Annotated in this window: 20 protein-coding genes; 14 read left to right on the forward strand and 6 right to left on the reverse strand. The window is 38.2% G+C overall.

Translation table 11 applies throughout. The features are described from left to right. Positions 1–67: 67 nt before the first annotated feature. On the reverse strand, positions 68–787 hold the full coding sequence (locus R2R71_RS02715; protein WP_316829707.1) for an SDR family oxidoreductase: 720 nt from the start codon (positions 785–787) through the stop codon (positions 68–70). A 178-nt stretch (positions 788–965) separates the two neighbouring features. Then, complete coding sequence (locus tag R2R71_RS02720; RefSeq protein ID WP_316829708.1) at positions 966–3,434, reverse strand: sensor histidine kinase; 2,469 nt, start codon at positions 3,432–3,434, stop codon at positions 966–968. Between the two features lie 359 nt (positions 3,435–3,793). Between R2R71_RS02720 and R2R71_RS02725 the strand changes: the two genes are divergently transcribed. Both R2R71_RS02725 and R2R71_RS02730 read left to right on the forward strand, forming a co-directional pair. Beyond that, positions 3,794–5,392 carry a hypothetical protein gene (locus tag R2R71_RS02725; RefSeq protein ID WP_316829709.1) on the forward strand — a complete coding sequence of 533 codons (1,599 nt, stop codon included), beginning with the start codon at positions 3,794–3,796 and terminating at the stop codon, positions 5,390–5,392. A 253-nt stretch (positions 5,393–5,645) separates the two neighbouring features. Then, positions 5,646–6,698: a DUF5694 domain-containing protein gene (locus tag R2R71_RS02730; RefSeq protein WP_316829710.1), complete on the forward strand. Its 1,053-nt coding sequence runs from the start codon at positions 5,646–5,648 to the stop codon at positions 6,696–6,698. Between the two features lie 66 nt (positions 6,699–6,764). Here the strand turns inward: R2R71_RS02730 and mnmE are convergent, their stop codons facing one another. Further along, positions 6,765–8,123, reverse strand: a complete 1,359-nt coding sequence (mnmE, locus tag R2R71_RS02735; protein WP_316829711.1) for a tRNA uridine-5-carboxymethylaminomethyl(34) synthesis GTPase MnmE — start codon at positions 8,121–8,123, stop codon at positions 6,765–6,767. 294 nt (positions 8,124–8,417) lie between these two features. Between mnmE and R2R71_RS02740 the strand changes: the two genes are divergently transcribed. Beyond that, the gene (locus tag R2R71_RS02740) at positions 8,418–9,542 is read left to right on the forward strand and encodes an AI-2E family transporter (protein ID WP_316829712.1); all 1,125 of its coding nucleotides are present in this window, start codon (positions 8,418–8,420) and stop codon (positions 9,540–9,542) included. A 21-nt stretch (positions 9,543–9,563) separates the two neighbouring features. Further along, positions 9,564–10,088, forward strand: a complete 525-nt coding sequence (locus tag R2R71_RS02745) for a protease (RefSeq protein WP_316829713.1) — start codon at positions 9,564–9,566, stop codon at positions 10,086–10,088. A 1-nt stretch (position 10,089) separates the two neighbouring features. Here the strand turns inward: R2R71_RS02745 and R2R71_RS02750 are convergent, their stop codons facing one another. Both R2R71_RS02750 and argS read right to left on the reverse strand, forming a co-directional pair. Beyond that, positions 10,090–10,851 carry a sulfite exporter TauE/SafE family protein gene (locus R2R71_RS02750; protein WP_316829714.1) on the reverse strand — a complete coding sequence of 254 codons (762 nt, stop codon included), beginning with the start codon at positions 10,849–10,851 and terminating at the stop codon, positions 10,090–10,092. Positions 10,852–11,285: 434 nt separating this feature from the next. Further along, positions 11,286–13,052 (reverse strand): arginine--tRNA ligase, encoded by a 1,767-nt coding sequence (gene argS, locus R2R71_RS02755; RefSeq protein ID WP_316829715.1) that lies wholly within the window; start codon positions 13,050–13,052, stop codon positions 11,286–11,288. Between the two features lie 182 nt (positions 13,053–13,234). Between argS and R2R71_RS02760 the strand changes: the two genes are divergently transcribed. From R2R71_RS02760 to R2R71_RS02785, 6 genes are all read left to right on the forward strand, one after another. Then, the gene (locus R2R71_RS02760; RefSeq protein WP_316829716.1) at positions 13,235–14,680 is read left to right on the forward strand and encodes an arginine deiminase family protein; all 1,446 of its coding nucleotides are present in this window, start codon (positions 13,235–13,237) and stop codon (positions 14,678–14,680) included. A gap of 83 nt (positions 14,681–14,763) precedes the next feature. After that, positions 14,764–15,678: a citrulline utilization hydrolase CtlX gene (gene ctlX, locus R2R71_RS02765; RefSeq protein WP_316829717.1), complete on the forward strand. Its 915-nt coding sequence runs from the start codon at positions 14,764–14,766 to the stop codon at positions 15,676–15,678. 542 nt (positions 15,679–16,220) lie between these two features. Continuing rightward, entirely contained in the window at positions 16,221–17,609 is a 1,389-nt protein-coding gene (locus R2R71_RS02770; RefSeq protein WP_316829718.1) for an arginine decarboxylase, read from the forward strand. A gap of 103 nt (positions 17,610–17,712) precedes the next feature. Beyond that, positions 17,713–17,949 carry a DUF433 domain-containing protein gene (locus tag R2R71_RS02775; protein ID WP_316829719.1) on the forward strand — a complete coding sequence of 79 codons (237 nt, stop codon included), beginning with the start codon at positions 17,713–17,715 and terminating at the stop codon, positions 17,947–17,949. Then, positions 17,942–18,295 carry a DUF5615 family PIN-like protein gene (locus tag R2R71_RS02780; RefSeq protein WP_316829720.1) on the forward strand — a complete coding sequence of 118 codons (354 nt, stop codon included), beginning with the start codon at positions 17,942–17,944 and terminating at the stop codon, positions 18,293–18,295. The genes R2R71_RS02775 and R2R71_RS02780 overlap by 8 nt, the downstream gene beginning before the upstream one ends. Before the next feature lie 10 nt (positions 18,296–18,305). Beyond that, on the forward strand, positions 18,306–19,205 hold the full coding sequence (locus R2R71_RS02785; protein WP_316829721.1) for a DUF72 domain-containing protein: 900 nt from the start codon (positions 18,306–18,308) through the stop codon (positions 19,203–19,205). 44 nt (positions 19,206–19,249) lie between these two features. Here the strand turns inward: R2R71_RS02785 and R2R71_RS02790 are convergent, their stop codons facing one another. Continuing rightward, the gene (locus R2R71_RS02790) at positions 19,250–19,747 is read right to left on the reverse strand and encodes a DUF1579 domain-containing protein (RefSeq protein ID WP_316829722.1); all 498 of its coding nucleotides are present in this window, start codon (positions 19,745–19,747) and stop codon (positions 19,250–19,252) included. Positions 19,748–19,829: 82 nt separating this feature from the next. Here R2R71_RS02790 and R2R71_RS02795 point away from each other — a divergent pair, with 82 nt between their 5' ends. From R2R71_RS02795 to R2R71_RS02810, 4 genes are read left to right on the forward strand one after another with little or no spacing between them, the layout of a single operon-like run. Next, positions 19,830–20,543 carry a 3'-5' exonuclease gene (locus R2R71_RS02795; protein WP_316829723.1) on the forward strand — a complete coding sequence of 238 codons (714 nt, stop codon included), beginning with the start codon at positions 19,830–19,832 and terminating at the stop codon, positions 20,541–20,543. Beyond that, complete coding sequence (locus tag R2R71_RS02800) at positions 20,544–20,807, forward strand: hypothetical protein (protein ID WP_316829724.1); 264 nt, start codon at positions 20,544–20,546, stop codon at positions 20,805–20,807. Then, a complete protein-coding gene (locus R2R71_RS02805) occupies positions 20,807–22,510 on the forward strand; it encodes an ABC transporter ATP-binding protein (protein ID WP_316829725.1) in 1,704 nt (567 codons plus the stop codon). The genes R2R71_RS02800 and R2R71_RS02805 overlap by 1 nt, the downstream gene beginning before the upstream one ends. Beyond that, entirely contained in the window at positions 22,491–23,549 is a 1,059-nt protein-coding gene (locus R2R71_RS02810) for a sialidase family protein (RefSeq protein ID WP_316829726.1), read from the forward strand. The genes R2R71_RS02805 and R2R71_RS02810 overlap by 20 nt, the downstream gene beginning before the upstream one ends. Positions 23,550–23,650 lie beyond the last annotated feature (101 nt).

Below are 23,650 nucleotides of genomic sequence, written 5' to 3' on the forward strand. Positions count from 1 at the left end.
ATGCCTGAATTCAGCCACATAGTATTTTTCTACATGGCTGATATATTTTTGGCAATAAGTATGAATCCTATACCAGCAGCGTACCACCGTCTATAACGATAGCCTGTCCGGTGACGTACTTTTGAGTCATAAGGTAAAGGAACCCCTCAGCAATATCTTCTGGTTCTCCAATACGTTTGATCAGTAATGATTTGCTGACATATTCAAAAAGTGACTGTCGATCTTGATCCGGCATCGAATTCCATAGTGGTGTTTTTATCACTCCAGGAACAACACAATTAACCCTAATTGGCGCTAATTCAACGGCCAGCGCCTTAACCAATCCCTCTACTGCTCCGCAAATACTAGATGCCAGGGTCCATCCTGATCCTGGCCGTACACTGGCCGTTCCACTGGTTAAATTGACAGATCCCCCATCATTCAGAAAAGCTAAACTATATTTTACCGCTGCGATTGCACTCCAAAAGCGTAGCGTAAAAAAATGTCTGGCCTCTTCCAGGTTTGTATCAGCAAGCAACTTTAAGTCAAGGTTATCACCTGCAGAATATACGAGATGATCAAAATTTCCAATTTTTTTAAATAACTCAACGATGTTAATTTCATGGTTTAAATCGGCAATGATTCCAGATGTATTGGTCGGAAGAAGCTCCAGAGCAGCATCAATTCGCTTTTGATTACTTGATAATATGATGACTTCAGCACCGTTCTCTGATGCCAGCTTTGCTGTTGCCAATCCAATACCTGAACTTCCTCCCAGAATTACTATTTTTTTATTAGCTAATTTCATATGTAAATCTTTAAAATGTTAAAGACCTATTTTAAACAAATAAAAAGCTAATAATTAAATAATTAATAATCAATAGATTAAAATTAAAACAAGAATATTGGTAACGATATTTCAAAAACAGAAATATCAATATTTCGAGATATGGCAATTGGAATCAGACAAATAAAGCTATCAAATATCAAACTGGTATCTGTAAATTAATGGTTGTACCACCGTTGCCGGTAATTATCAACTTCCCCTTAACTTCTTTGGCCAGACCGTGAATAAGACGCATCCCGAAATGACTTGATGAATTATCAGCAGGGGTATTATTTATCCCAATACCATTATCCTTTATTTCCAATTCTATTTCGTTAGAAGAAGTTTTACGAAAAATTAGAGAAATTTTTCCGGCCTGATTTCCAGGAAAGGCATGTTTAATGCAATTTGAAAGCGCTTCATTAATTAACAGTCCGATAGGGACAGCGACACTAAAATCCAAAAATATGGGTTCAGCATTGAACTTAATTTCAATTCCGGCACCTGGATTAAAAACTTCACTAAGGTGCTCTACTAGTTCTTCAATGTAAGAAGCCATATCTACCTCATTGTAATTTGAAGTATTGTAAAGTTTTTGATGAATCATAGCCATTGCCTGAACCCTGTGCAAACTATCCTGTAAAGCAGTATTGACTTGTTCATCTGTGCTGGCATAAAGCTGACTTCCCAATAAGCTGGTAATGGTTTGCAGGTTATTTTTTACGCGATGGTGAATCTCTTTTACCAACAACTCTTTCTCACCCACTAATTGTTCTAATGAAGCATTTTTAGCGTTGATTAAATTTTGCTGCTTTTGAAGCTGACGATTTTTCTCGTTTTTAAAACTGTATAATCCGAAAAGAATAGCAGCAAGTAAAATAAGAATAAATACACCCCCTATGGCAAGTATTTTCGTTTGAGTAGTTTGTTGCAATTCTTTTTTACGTAGCGCTGCTTCTTTCTCTAACAGTGCAATGTTTTTCTCTTTCGCCACGGTTTCAAACTGTATCTTCAAAAAGTTTACCTGATTAGCCTGGCGATCGTTACTGATGGAATCTTTTAAACGGTTCGCCCTTCTATAGCTGCTCAAAGCCACCTGAAAATTACCAGTAGCAGAATCAGTCCTATATTTCAGATAACGCAGCTGCATTTCCATAACAGGCGTTACATTTGGAAACGATAGTGCTTTGGTAGCGTAAATATCACCTGAGTCAAACTTATTGAGGCTAACATAGAAATTTGCGACATCGAGATAAGCCTCTGTTCCAACAATATTATAGTCAACTTTAGAGTTACGACCAGTTTCAGACCATACCTGTTTATCAAGCGCCAAAACCTGTAGAAAATATTTTTCGGCTAGTTTTGTCTCTTTTATACCCTGATAACAAAGCGCCATGATATCAGCAGCTATTTCCTTGCTCGTAGTTAGTTTTGCCGGATTTCGTTTCAGGTAATATTGGCTGTAACGGAGTGCCTGCCTTGCCTTTCCCTGCTTAATGTAACCCCTTGCCAGGCTTCTTAAAGTATAAAAATATTTTAAGGCACCAAAACTGGTATCAACAGGTCTTTCCATACACAGAAGATAATAATCGCAGCTTTTTTGGCTTTCACCGAGTTCCCCATAAATATCCCCAAGTGAAGCGTATACATTCGCCAGGTAAATATCCTGATGCAATTTTTCAATATTTCTCAGGGCAAGCAAGGTATAGCTTAATGCATTGTTTAAATTCCCTTTTAATTTATAAATATCTGCAAGCGCCAGATAGGTTGTAAAAAATTTCTCCTGATGCGCAGCCTTTAACAGCGTTATCCTTTTCAGATAATTTTTTTCTGCGAAGTCTAATTCGTTGCAAATAAAGGCATCAAAAGCCATGTCTTCCATTACAGAGGCAGCCTGGTTCAGATTACCTATAGAGAGATTGAGGTCGATGGCGTGTTGAGAGTATGCCAACGTTTGGCGATGATATTTGCCTATTCCTGGCATATAATGTGCCATTTCTGACCAGATAAATGCTTCCTGCCCTTTATCATTCTTAGCCTGGAAATACTTAATCAGTTCGAAGAAAAATTTTTTCCCGCCTTCAATATCCCCTTTAGCGTAATAAAGTTTACCCATAGCCAGTTTACTTTCCATATTCCATTTTTCAGATTGGGCTTGCTGAGCTGTTTCGATGGCTTTTTTCAAGTAGTTTTGTGCTGTATCCAGATTACTTTTGTGGGCTGATACCGGCATCCAGATGTAGTGTTCGGCAAAGGTTATCAGCAGACGTGCACGCTGCTCTCCATGAGTTAAGTTTAAAACCTTGGTAGCAGAAACCAGATCTGATTTTTCCAGATATGCCTTGCACAGTAGTAAAGTTGATTCAGTGAAACCAAAGTTATAGCCAATTTGTTTGCTTAGGGTGAGCGCCTGATGCCCAAGGTAAATGCAGGTATCGAGCTTCATTTTACCGCCGGAAGATCTTCGCCATTCTATACTGAAAAGTTTTATCAGCAAATTAACCTTTGCCGAATCTTCTTTAGCCTTTTTCAGCAGCACATTTACTTCTTCGGGACTACCCGCAAATTTCTTCACTTCGAGTGAACCTTCCGTTTTCTGGGCATACAGTGTTCCTGAATACAAAACCATCAACAAAAAAAAGATTTTTAACCTGGTATACCCCCTCATAAGTAATGCTATTCAAATCGGCCCGAATGTTTAATAAATTTAGCGAAAAGGCCTCATGCTAAATTACTTATTTTCTACCGAAAAGCAGTAATATTTTTCGAGCGTTTGACTTCAAAAAACAGCCTTAAGGCCTTATTAGAACCATATTTCATAAGCAAACTCGCTTTAAAAAAATGCAATAATTACCACTAATCGTAATTAATTGTCATCACATAACGATATATCAAAAGCATAATTTCATAAAAAAAATAAAGCGCTCATTTACAACATCTTACCAAAAGGCATTGCTTTTGAACTTTATGCTATCATAAAATATGATAATGGTGATAGATACTTCAAAAAATTTACCGGAAAATTCAAAAATTGCTACCACATACTTAGGACATCAATGGTTGGATAAAGCCGGCTATAAAAATAATCGACTGATAATTACAGCTATAAAAACAAGCCTACTATTGTTTTCTATAGTATTTCTGCTCTTATTGTTTTCTTCAACAACATATGCATTAAGCCTGAACGCTAAGGCTCCAATATATGAACTTTCCTGGGATGGCAACTCGTCGACAATAAAGGTTGATATAACTTACTATACGGCATCGCCAAAAAATACATTTGCCTTTATTAATGACATCGGAAATCAAAAAAACATTTTCCGTAGTATGCATATTATTAAAGTTAACGATGATGATAAAATTACGATAGATTCAATAAAACGTGAACTTACTATCACTCACAATCCATCAACTGCACTACACTTCAGCTATGAATTTGATGGTCACTTAAACATTAATATCAAAAATGCAATTCCCAATGAGTTATTCAAACCGATAATCGAATCGGGCGTATTAAGGGCCAAAGCCATTAATTTTTTAATGAAAATAAAAGAAATTCAGGCCGAGGATATCATGATAAACTGGAAACAAATCCCTGAAGACCTCCCATATTTTGTTTCTATACTGCCAGATGCAACAACAAAGTCTGTACTAAGGGTAAAAGAAAAGGATTTTAACGATCTGATTTTTTTCATGGGTAAAGATTTAATAATTAAAACTCATGCAATCCGTCATGACAAATATTATGAAATCACCTCTTCAAGAGATACGATAAACAAGATGCAAACTGCCTTGAAACCATTTTTTGATGTTTTTTTCCCTCGAGCATATGATTTTTGGCAAGATGATAAATCAGGACCTTATTTTTTATTCTCTGCCCCATTTTATACACCCGAACAAAAAACGAATAGCGGATATGCCGCTGGCAAACATGGATTTGTTATGATTTACCAAGGAAAATATACCCTTAACAATACCATGATTGTAGCACATGAAACTTCACATAGGTGGATCGGAGGAGAATTGAGAATTACAGAGCATGGTGATAAATACACCTGGTTTTCTGAGGGGGTTAACGACTATATTACTTATTTTTTATTAGCCGGATCAGCCATGATAAACAAAGAGGAATTCGTTTCAGAAGCCAACAAAAACCGATTTGAAGCCCTCTATAAAAACCCTGTAAATGCGCTTCCTGCAGATTCCATATCAAAACATTTCTGGGATGGCTATGATTATATACAACTCTCCTATCAGCGAGGATTCCTATATGGTTTTGTTCTGGATAATCAAATAAGAATCGCCTCGAAAGGAAAAAAGACTATGCGTGATTTTTTGCTCTTATTATTGGAGAAACAACGGTTAAGTAGAAATAAAGAAATTACGTACAATGATTTTATAGAGGTAGGTTCATATTTTATACCGAAAGAAATTTTCAAAAAAGATGTTGAGGAACATATGATTAAAGGGACTTTATATGATTTCTCGAAGATAAAGCTCATCAATGGATATAGGATAAATTACAAAAATGGAATTCCTTCATTGGAAATTTCTCCTGATACAGACATTAAACAAATTTATTCCTAGTAATGATAAAAACTATCGAGTTCAAACTGATCAACATCATATTAAAAAAATGGAAAAACAAAAATTAAAAAACCACGATGCCATGTTTTATATCCAGATGAAATGGAATATTGCAGAAAGAATGTCGTTCGACCGTACCACTCAGGGTCTGTATTCCACCTAAAATAAAGCTTTGCCAGTCATGGAGAATTTTCTATTTTGTGTTCATCTAAAGATTTGGACTAATCATCTACCCTTAATCTGAAATGCAGCCATGAAATATTTTTTTGTTTTGTTCCTTTTGTTCTCCCTCTCCTGTTCTGCTCAAAAACTGGAAGTTTTCCTAATTGGGGTATCCCATGATTATAGCAAATACCCCAAGCAGGACGTTTCTGACATTTACCGCAAAATCGAAGGCTTTAAACCAGATGGTTTTTTTGGGGAGTTTTTGAGTAAAACTGATGAACAGAACCTGATGGATTATTGGTGCAAAAAGGATAATCTTGCACGATTGAAAATGCTCCGAAAAAACAGGGATATTGCAGAATCGCAGCTGATGAAAAAAATCGACAGTTTAAAAAAAATGGTGCTGCAGCAACCTGAAAACTTTCAGCTCAAAACGGATCTGGCCCAAGCACTTTATTTAAACCAGGATGTCAGCAATGCCCATTACCAGTATTGGCAGGTTTTTGATGCCCTTAAAGCAAAACCGGATGCGAAGCTCCAAGCCTATGTGGATGCTGTGCTGAGTCCACGCCTGGATACCACAGGCCGGAGCATGCGCAGGCTTCAGACTTCTGAGTATGCGCTGATCGCTTTTCCGATGATGAGGAAGTTGGGCATCCGGGAGCTTCTGGCGATGGACAACCAGGATTATGATTTAAACTGGGGCGCCTCCTGGGCGGCATTTGATGCTAAATTTCTGAGTTTCAGGAAAGACACCTCGGCGGTATTCCGCAAAGAACTCAAAGAAAAACTGGAAAAAATAAACAACGGCTTTACCGAGTATGACCGGATAGAGAAAACCTCGAATAAAGTTACGGAGTGGCTCAATACGTCTGAAGCTTCTGCGATTTCTGCATCCGGAGATTTTTACCTTCCTGAAATGTATGACATGAAAGGCTTTCCCAAAGAAGAGATGCTCTCAAAAATTCACTGGTGGCTGATGCGCAATGAGGGCATGTGCAAAAATGTAGTGGCAAATGCTAAAGCGAAAGGCCTGAAAAGGGTTGTTGTGATTGCAGGGGCTAACCATAGGAAGTATATGCAGGATATTTTTGAAAAGATGCCTGGCGTAGTGGTCAAAAACCTGAATGAATTCAAATGATGATATGTTGTACTTCTGTTCATTCGTAACAGGCTCGCCACTTCTGATACAGATAAGACCTCCTTATTACTTTCCGATACAAAACTTAGTAAAAATATTCTCCAGCAAATCGTCCGTGGTAACTGTACCTGTTATTTCCCCGAGGTAATGTAAGGCCTGTTTAATATCCATGGCCAGGAAATCAGAAGTTACCGGATTATCTACATTATCCAGTACACGTTGTAAGGCATTTTCAGTACGTTTCAATGCTTCTACATGGCGGATATTGGTTACGAGTGTTTCGCTGGTATTAATGTGCAGCAAATTAACCTGTTCCAGCAGTGTATTTTTTAGGTCTTCGATACCGAGCTTTTCCTTTGCAGAAATAAAGACAACATTTAGCGGGGCAAAGGCTTTACGTTTTTCTTCGGAAATTAAATCGGCTTTGTTTACGAGAATCAGGTAAGGAATTTCGAGTTTTTCCAACCCTCTTAGCTGTTCTTCAAGCTCCGTTATGCTTTGTTCCGCATCGGCCATATAAATGATTAACCGGGCTTGTTTCATTTTAGCCAAGGTACGTTCTACACCTTGCGCTTCAATAATATCAGCGGTATCGCGGATACCTGCTGTATCGATAAAACGAAATACAATACCGCCAATGGTTAACTCATCTTCAATGGTGTCGCGGGTTGTACCGGCAATATCAGAAACAATGGCACGTTCTTCATTCAGCAAAGCATTTAACAAGGTTGATTTGCCTACATTAGGTTTACCTGCAATAACCACGGGAACACCATTTTTTATTACATTTCCCATCTCAAAGGATGAAATCAGGCGGCTGAGCACATGGTTAATTTTCGTAACCAGGTTACGCAGTTGTTCCCTGTTGGCAAATTCCACATCCTCCTCAGCAAAATCGAGTTCAAGCTCAATCATCGATGCGAAATGAATCAGTTGCTCACGCAGGACTTTAAGTTCATTGGCAAAACCACCACGCATTTGCTGCATTGCCACATCGTGTGAAGCTTTGGAATTTGAAGCGATTAAGTCGGCCACTGCCTCTGCCTGACTTAAATCAAAAGCACCATTTAAAAAAGCACGTAAAGTAAATTCGCCAGGTTTTGCAGCCCTCGCTCCTTTGCTAATCAACAGGTTGATGATTTGCTGGATGATATAGTTGGAACCATGGCAGGAAATTTCTACCACATTTTCTTTCGTATACGATTTCGGCGCTATAAACAATCCGGCTACAACTTCATCAATTAGCTGCTCACCATCCTTTACTAATCCAAAGTGCAAAGTATGTGAATCCTGCTTTTCGAGGTCCTTACCTGCAAAAACCGAATTGGTTAAGGAAATGGCATCCGGCCCTGAAAGGCGTATAACCCCAATGGCACCCGAACCCGGTGGCGTAGATAAAGCAATAATCGTATCTTGATTGTTCATGTTAGTTTACCGAAAACGCAAAAGTAAAGTTAATCTGCATTTATATCATTAGCAGGATGTAATTTTTTAACGGAAGTGAACAGTTGGCAGTTTTCAGTTTGGAATACCAATGACGAATGAACCAATGACAAGTGAACTAATGAGCCTACCAATGAGGTACAAAAAGAAACACTCTGCCCTGCGGGCACCCCGTTGAAAAGAGGGAAATGACTAACTGAAAGAGAATAGCACAAAATTATGCTCATCTTAAAACATTTAAGCATAAACCATGTTTAATGTGCAAACCGAAAAACTATGACGAACAATCTACCCCTTACCGTTAAACGATCTATTGAACTGCTTGGGCTAATCGCTCTTGTAGCTGTTATTGTTATCGGAAGAGATATTATTATGCCCATTCTGATGGCTTTTTTCATCAGTATTGTATTGTTACCCGTATATCGCTTCCTTAAAAAGAAGCACTTCCCTGAAACCCTGGCTATCATTTTACCTATTTTACTGGTTGCCTTGTTTGTGGCGCTTATTGTATGGTTTTTATCCAATCAGGTTGGTATCCTGGTAAAAGATTTCCCTCAGATAAAAAGCAATGTAACCCAACATATCAATGCTTTGAGCGATTGGGTAAGCCGTATTACGCATTACGACGATAAACAACAAAAGGCTTTTATTCAGGCGAAAAGTGATGATTTAATGAATATGGGAACCTCACTTGCCGGAGGTGCTGCAGTAACACTGAGCGGCATATTTATATTCATTGGCTTACTTCCAATCTACATTTACCTGATGCTGTTTTATAAAGATATCTTGCTGCGTTTTATCTTCATGTGGTTCAAAACCGACGACCATGCAAAGGTGAAAGAAGCTATTTACGAAACAGAATCTATCATTAAAAGTTACCTGATTGGCTTACTCATTCAAATCACTTACATGACTGTTTTATTAGGCGGGATTTTAATGCTGATTGGTATTAAACATGCCCTGCTGATCGGCGTTATCTTCGCTATATTAAACCTGATCCCTTATGTTGGGGCGCTAATTGGTAATGTGATTGGTGTTTTATTAACGCTAACCTCATCGCAGGAGCTTTGGCCGGTACTAACCGTTTTGGGTGTAATTGCCTTTGTACAGTTTCTTGATAACAACATTTTAATGCCTCGTATTGTGGGTTCAAAAGTGAAGATAAATGCATTATTTGCCATCCTGGGGGTATTTATAGGAGGAAGCGTTGCCGGGATTTCGGGAATGTTCCTGGCTTTACCAATTGTTGCGGTATTAAAAATCATTTTTGACCGTACCGAATCCTTTAAACAATGGGGGGCTTTACTGGGCGATGAGCGTCCGGCAAAAAGTCCAATGAGTTTTCCGGCTTTCAGAAAGAAAAAACCGGTAGCCGTAAAATCGGGAACGGAGAAAGGTTAGGTCTATTTTACATTTAAATCCATGAGAAAACTAGCAATTATCGCATGTACCTGCGCCATTTTAGGTAGTGCATGCCATTCATCTGACAAGGAAGATAAAACTGCGGCAAGAAACGACACTACACTGGTAAGCGAAACTGAATCAGTAAAGGAAACAGATCCGGTTACCGGAAAAATGACACTTACTGGCAGCGCCAAACTTGGTGAGCCAATAAACATAAAGTTCTCCGTTTACAACAACAGCGACAGCACAGTTAAATTCTGCAAATGGCACAGCCCTTTCGAGAAACTGATGAGTAAATACCTCGATGTGGCGATGGATGATTTTACGGATGTAGCCTACCTGGGGCCAATGGCTAAAAGAATTATGCCGCCTCCGGCCGATAGCTATACCACCTTAAAAAAGGGCGACAGCACGAGTACTAGTTTTAATCTTAGTGAAGCATACGATATTAAAAAGGCAGGAACCTATACCATAAAATATAATGCTTCGGCAATTAGCGGAATTGTGGTGAAAGACAGTTTAAAAATTGTGGTTTTACAGTAAATTACTTAAACAGGATATCGTAGGCAAATCTTAAGATGGTTCCGAAAACAACAATAAGAAAAAATATCCGTATAAATTTATTACCCTTTAGCAGGGCTAGTTTTGTTCCGAAATATGCGCCTGTTAAGTTTAAAACAGCCATCGGAATAGCGTACTGAAAAAGGATATGCCCTGTAGAACTGAAGTAAACGATCGCCGCCAGGTTGGTGGCAATGTTTACTATTTTCGCATGTGCACTTGCACCTACAAAATCAAAACCCAGTACCGCAATAAAAACCAGAATTAAAAAGGAACCTGTTCCCGGACCAATTAATCCATCGTAAAAACCGATCAGCAAGCCAAATACCGAAGCCATTAACACTTGCTTTTTTACTGTATGGTTTTTCTCCTGGTGTATCCCGAATTGTTTATTGAAATAAGTATAAAGCGCAACGAGTATTAATACAAGCAGAATTACTGGTTTAATAACACTGTTATCGATGCGGCTAACCAAAAAAGCACCAAGGAGTGCTGTAATAAAGGCCGAACCGGCACAAACCGCTAATATTTTAAAATTAAATTTAACATGTTTGGAGTATTTAAAAGCAGCAAGTGTTGTACCTGAAAGTGATGGGATTTTGGTTGTCCCCAGCAAGGTAGCCACCGGGTAGTGCGGCAAAATGAGTAAGGTTGCGGGTGTTTGCAATAAACCTCCGCCACCTACAATAGCATCGATAAATCCTGCAGCAAAGGCTGCAAGGCATAATAAAGTTAGTTCGTACATCAAACTTTAGTTCATTAGTTCATTGGCTATTGGTTCATTAGTCATTGGTTAATTAGTCATTGGTCATTAGTCACCAGTGACTGCAAATTGCCAATTAAAAACTGTAATCCGGTTAATTGTTTAAACTGTTTAACTGACCTAAAAAGGCATTAGCCATTGGTTCATTAGTCATTGGTCATTAGTCATTAGTGACTGCAAATTGCCAACTGTGAACTGCCAATTGAAAACTGTGATCAGGTTAATTGTTTAAACTGTTTAACTGAATTAAAATGCCATTGGTTCATTAGTCATTTGTCATTAGTGACTGCAAATTGCCAACTGTGAACTGCCAATTGAAAACTGTGATCCGGTTAATTGTTTAACTAAATTAAATGCCATTGGTTCATTGTTTCGCTATTCGCTGGTAACTGCCAACTGCAAATTGATTATTCCTCTTACATCCTTTCAGGTGAAGTAATTCCTAAAATTAACATGCCGCTATTAATGATATCAGCTGTTTTTTTGCAAAGGTTTAAGCGAAATTGCTTATCTGCACCTTCTTCCATTTTAAGGATATGTGGAACTTCGTGATAAAACTTATTGAATAATTTCGCTAATTCGTACAAATAGTTGGCTAAACTTGCCGGACTATAAGCTTTAGCCGCAATTGCGATTTCAGCAGGATATTTAGCCAATAACAAAATCATTTCCAGTTCAACAGGCAAAAGTTCTGACGGTTGAGTTGCAGCTAACTGATAACCTGCCTTTGTAAGTAAGGATTTAATCCTGGCGTGTGTATATTGTATAAATGGCCCGGTATTGCCCTGAAAATCGATACTCTCTGCCGGATTAAACAGCAATCGTTTTTTTGGTTCTACTTTTAAAAGGAAATACTTTAAAGCACCCAAACCAATGTTTTTGTAAAGCTCATCTTTATCTTCCTGCGGAAAATCGTTGGTTTTACCCAATTCTTCTGTTTTCTCACGGGCAGTATTTACCATGCTTTCGATCAACTCATCAGCATCTACTACTGTTCCTTCACGGCTTTTCATTTTGCCGTTCGGTAAATCTACCATCCCGTAAGAAAGGTGATATAAGCCTTTGGCCCAGCTTTTACCCAGTTTTTCGAGGATTAAAAACAACACTTTAAAATGATAATCCTGCTCGTTACCAACTACATAAATCGACTCATCCATATTGAAATCGTCGTGTTTCATTTCTGCAGTGCCTAAATCCTGGGTAATGTAAACCGAAGTCCCATCGGCACGTAAAACCAATTTCTGGTCTAAGCCATCGGCAGTTAAATCAATCCACACCGAGCCATCTTCCTTTTTAAAGAAAACACCCTTTTCCAGACCTTCATCAACCGTATCTTTTCCTAATAAATAAGTGTTGCTTTCGTAGTAAAACTTATCGAAATCTACGCCCAGGTTTTTATAGGTAACATTAAAACCAGCGTACACCCACTCGTTCATTGTTTTCCAAAGCGAAACCACTTCCTCATCGCCCTGCTCCCATTTCAAAAGCATCTGCTGTGCTTCCTTAATTAAAGGTGCATTCTTTTTAGCTTCCTCTTCGGTTTGTCCTTCAGCTTTTAGGGCATCAATTTCTTTTTTATACTCCTTATCGAAAACAACATAATATTTTCCAACCAGATGATCGCCTTTTAAACCAGAACTTTCAGGAGTTTCGCCATTACCCCATTTCTGCCAGGCCAGCATCGATTTACAGATATGGATTCCCCTATCGTTTACGAGGTTTACCTTTACCACATCATAACCATATGCTTTTAACAATTCAGAAACCGAATAGCCCAGGAGGTTATTGCGTACGTGTCCTAAATGCAGCGGCTTATTGGTGTTTGGCGAAGAATATTCAACCATTACCTTTTTCCCGTTTGATGGATACAATCCAAAATCAGGTGCTAAAACCTCTTCATTAAACTGGTTTAAAAAATAATTTTCGGCAATACTGAGGTTTAAGAAACCTTTAACCACATTAAAAGCAGTAACTTCTTCAACATGTTCTACCAAATATTCGCCAATTGCCTGAGCCGTTTGTTCAGGTGATTTTTTAGAAATTTTTGTAATGGGAAAAACAACAATCGTTACCTGACCTTCAAATTCTTTACGGGTTTCCTGTATATTGATTACACTTTCAGCTATTTCTTCGTTATAAAGTTGTTTAACGGCATCAAGTGTTGCAGTAATAATAAAATTCATGGTGTAAAAATAGAGAAAAAAGTCCGGAGTCGGAAAGTCCGCAATCAGAAGACTAGTAGTATATTATTATCAAAATTAAACTTTTTGACAGGTTTTGTTTAGTAGTTGTCAAAACTTCTGACCTGCGACATCAGACTTCCGGACTATAAAAAAAATGATAGCTTTGTACAACTAACTTATTTATGAGCGGACAGAATCAAAATTTCAAAGTGAACGTAAAAACCGAAATCGGACGGTTACGTAAGTTGTTAATCCACAGTCCTGACAGTGGTTTGGGCAAAGTTGTTCCATCAAAAGCACAAGACTGGCTCTTCGAAGATATTGTGCATTTAGATACGATCCGCAAAGGCGAATACGATTACTACATCAAATTGCTGATGTATTTTCTCGACCCTGAAAAAATTAAAGGCAAGCTTGCTGAAATAGATTCGGAAGAGAATAACCGTAATTTTTACAAACCTAATCATCCTGACTTCCATAACTCGACTTCTGTAATTGAGATTCAGAACCTTTTAAGCGAAATGCTTGAAAACGAATCGATCAGAAAAAAACTGGTCGCTGCAGTTTGTGCAATAGAGGGGTGCACATATAAAGTTCAGCTGGAGCTAACCAATACCGATCCTAAAGAATTGGCAGAAATTTTTATTTCGGGTACTCTGGCGAATGATGATATGATTTTTGCGCCAATACCGAACCTGATTTTCACCCGCGACGTTGGTACAACTATTAATAATCATATCCTGCTCAACAAACCTGCAAAAAAAGCACGGGTTCGGGAAACGCTTTTAATGCGGTATATTTTCTTCAACCACCCGCTTTTCGAAGCTTACCGAAATAACATTCTCGAAATTCCAGATGTTACCATGCACTTTCTGCGTCCTGGCGATGAGCCTGCTTTCAGTACCACTTTAGAGGGTGGCGACGTGATGATGGTAAGTCCGAACCATGTACTGATTGGGTGCAGCGAAAGAACTTCGGAACATGGTGCCAACGAAGCCATTAAATTGTTATTTGATAATGATGTGGTGGAAAAAGTTACGGTAGTTAAAATCCCGAGTAAACGTGATTATATGCACCTAGACACCGTATTTACTCAAGTAAAACGGAATACCTGGGTCATATTAAATTCGATTGCACATTCGCCAAAATATAATCCTTACGAGCCGATTAACTTTTTAAAAGAGCCTGAAAAACTGGAAGCAACAACCGCTATTCAGTTTACCAAATCAAATCCGCAGGCACCTAAACATTTTGAACATGTTGAAGCGCTATTGAATGATATCAGTCAGAACGATTTAAAAAGTACGGAGCCAACCAAAATCATTTACAGTGGAAATAACACTTTCCCTTACGACTCGAGAGAACAATGGACTGACTCGTGCAACCTGCTGGCCATAAAAGAAGGAGTAGTTTTAGGTTACGACAGAAACGATAAAACCGTGGATGCCTTTAAAGCTGCCGGATTTAATATCGTTAACGTTAAAGATTTAATCGACGACCTTGAAAGCGGCAAAGCTGATGCAGAAACCATCACCGATACATTAATTTTAATGCCGTCGGCAGAGTTATCACGTGCACGTGGAGGTTTCCATTGCATGAGTTTACCGATATGGAGAGACGAGATATAATGTAAGAGGGAAGATGGGTAATGTGCCGGAATGGTCTTGATACCTGATAATAAATACTTGATACTAAATACCTGATACTATAAATGCAAACAACTAACCACATATTAATGATTCGCCCGGTTGATTTTAAATTCAACGAGCAAACTGCAGAGAACAATAAATTTCAGGTAGCATCTTCTCAAACAGATGTTCAGGCGCATGCATTACAGGAGTTTGATGGTTTTGTTGCCTTGTTAAGGAAAAACGATGTGGATGTAACCGTAGTGGATGATACATTACAACCAGAAACACCCGATTCTATTTTTCCAAACAACTGGGTTTCTTTTCATGAGGATGGTTCAGTTTACCTTTACCCAATGTCGTCAGAAAACAGAAGACTTGAGCGCAGGAGGGAAATTTTAGATGGTCTGGAAGCAAACTTTGAAATCAGCCACATCAGCGATTTAAGTTTCTACGAACATCAGGAAGCTTACCTGGAAGGAACGGGAAGCATGGTTCTGGATAGGGTAAATAAAATTGCCTATGCCTGTTTAAGCATCAGGACAGATGTAGCTGCCTTAAATAACTTTTGCCAGCTGGCTGAATATAAATCAGTAATTTTTAATTCGGTAGATGGCAGTGGTTTTCCTATTTACCATACCAATGTAATGATGTGCATTGGAGATAAATTTGCAGTAATTTGTCTGGATTCTATCCCAAATGTGCATGAAAAAATTTTCGTTTCGCAGGTGCTTCAAAGCACGGGTAAAGAAATTATCGAAATAAGCCTTGAGCAAATGAACCGTTTCGCAGGAAACATGCTTCAGGTGGCAAACAACAAAGGAGAAAGCTTGCTTGTAATGTCAGAACAGGCTTATTTATCCTTAAATCATGAACAAATTGCCCGGCTCGAAAAATATAGCCGTATTATCTACGCTCCAATTTATACTATAGAAAAAAATGGCGGAGGTAGTGCAAGATGTATGCTTGCCGAAATTCATTTGCCTCAAAAAAGTTAATTGGTTATTGTATTATAGTTCATTAGTCATTGGTCATTAGCCATTAGTTCATTAGTCATTAGTCACTAGTTTTCAGAAGTCGTCATTGCGAGAAGGAACGACAGCACGTTCCGAATTATTCGGAAAAGCACTCTTTTCGTTAACCTGATTGAAAATTGATTATTGGTTACTGTTTAGTAGGTTAATTATGTAATTGTAAACAGCCAACTGTTCAACAAATGTTAAGAACCAATCTTTAACTATCGCCCTGCTGAACCAGTACTAATGAGTGTCCTTCGACTCCGCTCAGGAGGACAGGATGAGTAGGTTAACTCCACAAGTCGTCATAGCCAGCTACGAGCAATCTGATAGCTGTTGATCAGAACCTGAAACAAGTTCAGATTGACAGTATTTTAGTCCTTCAAAATCCCATGTAAAAAACAGAAAACAATTTATAAGCGAAGTTTGTCTTAGCCCTGACGTTTCTCTACAGTAAAAATATTTTCAATAAAGATTAATTCTCGATTTAAAATTACATTTTTGCAAAAATTATTTAAAAGTAAATGCAGAGTTACTCAGAATTTCTCGATCTAAGCGTTGGCTTTCCGCAGGAAGGCTTTGATGTTATAGATGATGAATTATATTTTCAGGATTTAAACCTGATGGAAATGATTGAAACTTACGGTACTCCCCTACGTTTCACTTACTTACCTCTGGTGAGCAAGAAAATTCAGCAAGCTAAGATTCTTTTTCAGACTGCCATCCTAAAGAACAACTACCGTGGTGATTATAAATATTGCTATTGTACAAAAAGTTCTCACTTCAGACACATTGTGGAAGAAGCACTGAAAAACAACATTCACCTGGAAACTTCTTCGGCATTTGATATGCCAATGGTTGATGCCCTGGAGAAGAAAGGACATTTAACCAAAGATACCACCATCATCTGCAACGGTTTTAAAACCTACCAGTATAAGCAATACATCATCGATATGTTGCATGATGGTTATAAAAACATCATCCCTGTATTGGATAATAAAGAGGAATTTAACCTTTACGATGATGAGGTAGAAATGGAAGAACCTTGTAATCTGGGTATCCGCATTGCAGCAGAGGAGCAACCAGATTCGCAATTCTATACTTCCCGTTTAGGTGTTCGTATGGAAGATGTAATCGATTTCTATAATAACAAAATCGTTCATAACCCGAATTTCAAGGTAAAGTTATTACACTTTTTCATCAACTCGGGAATCACCGATTCACCATACTACTGGAATGAGCTTGAGAAATATGTAACGCTTTATTGCAAGTTCAAAAAGATTAATCCGGATTTAGATACCCTTGATATAGGTGGTGGAATGCCATTTAAAGATTCACTGGTATTCGATTTCGATTACGAATACATGGTAAATGAAATTGTAAAAAGGATTAAAGAAATCTGTGCCATTCACGATGTTATGGAACCGGATATTATTACTGAATTCGGTAAATATACAGTAGCTGAAGCATCAGGTATTTTATATAAAGTTTTAGGTCGTAAACAGCAAAATGACCGTGAGCGCTGGTTAATGCTTGATGGTTCATTCATTACGAATTTGCCAGATGTTTGGGCATTAAACCAAAAATATATTCTTTTACCCATCAACAATTGGGATGCAGAGTACGAACGTGTAAACTTAGGGGGAATTACCTGCGACGGGCAGGATTACTACAACCAGGAAGCACATATGAACAGCGTTTTTATGCCTAAAACACGTAAAGTTCAGTACCTTGGTTTCTTCCATACAGGAGCATACCAGGAAGTATTAAGCGGTTACGGTGGTATTCACCATTGTTTATTGCCTAGTCCGAAACACGTATTAATCCGCAGAAACCGCGACGAAAGTTTCAATTTTGAGGTTTTTGGTGAAGAGCAGAACAGTAAGCAGGTATTGAAGATATTGGGTTACTAAGCTTAGTTAGCAGTTTTCAATCTAGAAATAATAAATTCTAAAATTAAAATAAGGTGCAAATCCCTCAGTTTTAAAAACTGAGGGATTTTTTTTATATTTGATTATGGCACAAGAACAAATTCAATTATTTGATAGAATCATTGCGACAGATGGTTTGATGGGCGGTAGACCTACAATACGTGGGTTAAGATTCCCTGTTTCTGATGTACTTGAACTATTGGCTAGCGGCATGAGTGAAGAACAAATACTAGAAGAGCATCCAATTCTCGAAAAAGAAGATATTGTAGCTGTTTTACTATATAGTGCTCAAAAAGTTGATGAGGACCTGATGTATGAGTAAATGGGAAATTTGGACCGACACCAACATATCCCCTATTATTGCCAAATGGCTCACAGAATACACAAATTTTAAAACAAAATCTTCTTATAGTTTAAATCTGCATGGAGTAGATGACATGACCATTTTTAAAATGGCTCAAATTAAAAAAAATGTTATCATCATTTCTAAAGACCTCGATTTCAAAGAATTAATTGATTGGTTTGGTGCACCTCCAAAACTGATATTAATTAGGTTTGGGAACTGCTCAAATAAACAGTTTTGGTTAAAATTAAAACCAAAAATTAAACCGGCAATAGAGATTCTTTTGGGTTCAAATGATGAAGTTAATGTAATTAGTATCACATAATAAAATTACCATGAAATTCGGACAAGTAGAAGATCCCTCAATTATAGATTTCACACTTCCGGCAGATGCTCCGGAAACAGCAGCAATATTAGCCGCCAATAAAAAAAATCAGAATTTTCAGGCATCAGTAGGTTGTGCAAAATGGAATAAGGCTGATTTAAAAGGTTTTTATCCAAAAGGAACAAAAGACGAGTTAACTTATTATTCAACTCAATTTAATTCCATTGAGCTTAATGCCACTTTCTACGGAATGCCATCAAGCGAACAAGTGATCACCTGGACGCAAAAAACACCGGCTGATTTTAAATTCTTTCCTAAATTAACAAATACAGTTAGCCACTTTAAAAGATTAATTAACGTTAAGGAGCCTGTAGCGCAATTTTGCGATGCCATCAGTAATTTTGAAGATAAACTGGGTATGGCTTTTCTTCAGTTGCATGATAACTTTAAACCAAAAGATTTCGACCGTTTAAAAACGGTGATAGAGGAGTTTCCAAAAGTTATTCCTTTGGGCGTTGAAGTGAGAAATGAAGAATGGTTTTCGAATCCTGCTGTTGCAAAGGAGTTTGCCAAGTTATTTGAAGATAACGGCATTGCTAATATTATTGTTGATACCGCTGGACGCAGAGACATGCTGCACATGCGCTTGACTACGCCTACAGCCTTTGTTCGTTACGTTGGGGCAAACCATGAAAGCGATTATGCCCGTTTAGAAGAGTGGGTAGAAAGAATTGCAAACTGGAAAGAACAAGGCTTACAGCATCTTTATTTCTTTGTACACCAGAATGTTGAACTGGCTTCGCCCCTTTTGTCGGCTTATTTTATTGAGAAATTAAATAAGGCCATCGGAACGGATTTAAAAATCCCTACAATGGGAAATGGCACCACACCATCACCAACCTTATTCTAAGTTCAAATAAAACCGTATCAGGTTCTAAAAGCCTGATACGGTTATTAAATCCGCTTTAATACCGTCTCAGTCGCTTTTGTTTCTTCCCCTTCAGGCGTTACATTGTAGGCCGTAATCATTATTTCATCAGCACTTAAGACTTCCAATACGGTTCGCCAGCCCCAAAGCTGGTCGCCATACTCCGGATTGCCATAAGTTCCTAAAATTGAAAAACCTTTATCTGTTCTATCGCCGCTCGACAGCATAATCTGCGTTCCCATATGAAAACTATCAATCCAGCTTGAGGTAAATTTCTGGTAAGGGATATCGAAACCAATAATCATTTTACCAGTTAAAGGCTTTTCATTCAGACTACCATTATAGTCATAAGAAATAAACCGGTTTCCCAATATTTCCGAAATCTTCCCAGAAACGGACGATTCATCAGCCAGTACATCCTGCTCAAACCATGTTTTTGTTATGCCATTCCATTCTCCGGCTAATCCGGAAAGCATTTTATGAGCCCCATCTTCAAGTGATTGTTCAAACTTACTTTTTGCCATACTCAAACTTAAAAAATTTTCTAGTTAAACAGCTAATACCTTAAATGACTTATTGTTATTCAGAAAATCGTTATATTGTTATATGCTAAAAACTGTCGACCTCAGCCAGGTAATGGTTATCGATATAGAAACCGTGCCTCAATATGCTTCTTATAATGAAGTTCCACCGCATTTGCAGGATTTATGGGAGCAAAAAACACATTACCAGCGAAAGCCTAAACAAACTCCAGATGACTTTTATGATAGAGCCGGCATAATGGCTGAATTCGGCAAGATTGTTTGCATCAGTATGGGTGTTTTTTACATGTATGAAAAAACACAATATTTACGCATAAAATCAATTTCAGGCAATGACGAAAGACAGCTTTTAACCAGCTTTTCTAACTTATTACAAAAACAGCCTGCTACCTTAATGTTTTGTGCGCACAATGGAAAGGAATTTGATTTACCCTATTTATGCCGGCGTTTTTTGATTAACACATTGGAGATTCCGGTACAGCTTCAGATTTCGGGTAAAAAGCCCTGGGAAGTAAACCACCTCGACACGATGGAACTCTGGAAGTTTGGTGATTACAAGCATTACACCTCCTTGAATTTAATTGCTGCCATTTTAAATGTTCCTACACCCAAAGATGATATTGACGGCAGCATGGTCAGGCAGGTTTATTATGAAGAAAAAAATTTGCCACGCATTGTAACTTATTGCCAGAAAGATGTAATTACAACAGCTCAGGTATTATTAAAATTTAAAGGAATGGATATAATTCCGCCAGAAAACATTACCATTGTAACTTAAATGAAGGTCGAAGTAAAACTGGAAATCCCCAAATATGATAATAACCTAGGATTGCAATCTAGTTGGGTGGATGGATTTATCGTTAAAACCGACATTGTTGATGATCAAATCCAAATTCAGGCTAATAAAGCAGGCCTCATTTCTCTTGCAAAGCAGCTACTATCCTTAGCACATGATGAAACACCAATTGGTTGTCACTACCATTTAGACGACTATAACAGCTTAGAGGCAGGCTCAATTGAGCTTATTATTTCAAAAATCTGATGCTAAACGTTGAAAATTTAAATATCGATTTCTTTAACCAGGAGGAAAAAACCTGGTTTAACGCTGTAAAACAAATTAGTTTTAACGTAAAAAAAGGCACTGTTTTAGGCATTGTCGGCGAATCTGGTTCGGGTAAATCCGTTACTTCGTTCTCTATTATGCGTTTACACGATGAGCGTTCTGCCCGCATTGCCGGTGCAATAGATTTCGACAGCGTTAGTTTGCTTAACCTTAGTAGCAATGAGATCAGAAAGTATCGGGGTAACCAGGTATCAATGATTTTTCAGGAGCCGATGACTTCGCTTAATCCGGTATTTACCTGCGGCGATCAGGTTGCTGAAGCCATTATTCTCCATCAAAAAGTTAACAAAGCAGAAGCAAAAAGACAAACGATAGCACTTTTTAAAGAGGTACAGTTACCGCGTCCGGAAAAGATATTTGAAAGTTACCCACATCAGCTTTCGGGTGGACAAAAGCAACGCGTGATGATTGCCATGGCCTTAAGTTGCAATCCAAAACTATTAATTGCCGATGAACCGACAACTGCACTCGATGTTACGGTTCAGAAAACCATCTTGCAGCTCCTATTAAAACTAAAAGAAGAACGCCACATGGCAATGATATTCATTTCCCATGATTTGGGGGTGGTACATGAAATTGCCGATGATTTAGTGGTCATGTACAAAGGCGAAATTGTTGAACAGGGTAATGCAAAATCAATCTTTCAGAACCCTCAACATCCCTATACCAAAGGCTTGCTTGCTTGCCGGCCATCGCCTGCCCTGCAACTCAAAAAGTTACCTGTGGTAGCTGATTTTCTTACAGGAGCAATTGATGATGCCTCTGCTCATTTAAATCCTTCAAACCAAATAACAGCAGCAGAAATTCAAAGCCGGAGAAATGAATTGTATGCAAAAGCTCCCTTACTGGAAATAAAAAATTTATGCACCTGGTATCCCATTAACAATGGCTTTTTCAATAAAACAAAAGAATATGTTAAAGCGGTAGATGAGATTAATTTTAAAGTTTACCCGGGCGAAACGCTAGGCCTGGTTGGTGAGTCGGGTTGTGGTAAAACTACATTAGGCCGCAGTATCCTACGATTAATTGAGCCTACTGCGGGCAGCATTATTTTTGAAGGAAATGAGATAACCCATATCGGTAAAAGCGAACTGAGAAAGCTGAGAAAAGATATACAGATTATTTTTCAAGACCCCTACGCCTCCTTAAATCCTAAGCTTACTATAGGTCAATCCATCCTGGAGCCTTTACAGGTACATAAACTTTTAAAAAACGACACAGAACGCAAAGCAAAGGTGTTGGAGTTATTGCATAAAGTTGGTTTAAATGAAACGCATTATAACCGGTATCCGCACGAATTTAGCGGCGGTCAGCGCCAGCGTGTGGTGATTGCAAGGGCTTTGGCATTGAAACCAAAATTTATTATTTGTGATGAATCGGTTTCGGCTTTAGATGTTTCTGTACAGGCACAGGTTTTAAACCTGATTAAAGATTTACAGCATGAATTTGGCTTAACATACATCTTCATTTCCCATGATTTAGCGGTAGTAAAGCACATTTCCGACAGGATTTTAGTTATGAATAAGGGCAAAATTGAAGAGGAAGGTTTTCCTGAAGAAATATTTAACAACCCGAAAGCGGCATATACTAAAAAATTAATCGATGCAATTCCAGGCACTTAAGAAATCGGGCAATTTCAGCCATTACTTATGCTTATTACTTCTCTTAATAAGTTTTACAAGTTTAAATGCGCAGGTTAAAATTTTAAAGGAAGAATACATCTTTGAAAAAGCGCCTTTTGCAGCCTGTCATGCTTCAACATTAGCCGAACTGGATAAAAACAGCATAATAAGTGCCTGGTTTGGTGGTAAACATGAGGGAAGCAATGATGTTGTAATCTGGTCGTCCATTAACAAAAATGGTAAATGGTCAGCTCCTGTTGAAATTGCAAATGGCATTCAGCATGATAGTTTACGTTTTCCGTGCTGGAATCCGGTACTTTTCAAGGCAAAGAACGGCATACTTTATTTGCATTATAAAGTTGGTCCAAATCCGCGAGCCTGGTGGGCAGAATATAAAACCTCAAAAGACAGTGGCAAAACATGGTCGGAAGCCCTAAAATTACCCGATGGATTTTTAGGTCCGATAAAAAATAAGCCCATTCAACTTGCAAATGGCAGTATTCTTTATCCTTCAAGTACTGAAAGTACTGATGAGAAAAAATGGCTCATACACATCGAAAAATCGGATAAGAATGCAAAGCATTGGAAAAAAATAGAAATTGACTGTGATACCTTTGGCGTAATACAACCTTCTATACTCAGTTATCCCGATGGGAAATTACAACTCCTTTGCAGAAGCCGGCAAAATGTGATTATACAAAGCTGGTCAGCCGATAATGGCGAAACCTGGTCAAAACTAACAAAAACGACTTTACCAAACCCTAATTCGGGCAGCGATGCCGTGACATTAAAAAACGGCAAACAATTGCTGATTTATAATCCACTTGAGGCAGGTAAAAACTGGTGGGAAGGCAGGTCTGTTTTAAAACTTGCCCTTTCAACCGATGGACAAAACTGGAAAGATATTTATACATTAGAAAATCACCAGGATGGTGAATACAGTTATCCTGCTATCATACAAAGCCGTGATGGTGTTGTTCACCTGAGCTATACTTCATTAAGAAAAAAAATCAGGTACCTGTGCCTGTTACCTGAATAAACACATCTGCAATTAATTGGGTTTACATCATTCTTTTTACCTACTGCATGGTTTCTTTTATCGCTTACACCATACCATTACGGCCTACATTTCGCCTCTTT

The organism is Pedobacter aquatilis (assembly GCF_032678405.1).
Classification (GTDB): Bacteria; Bacteroidota; Bacteroidia; order Sphingobacteriales; family Sphingobacteriaceae; genus Pedobacter; species Pedobacter aquatilis_A.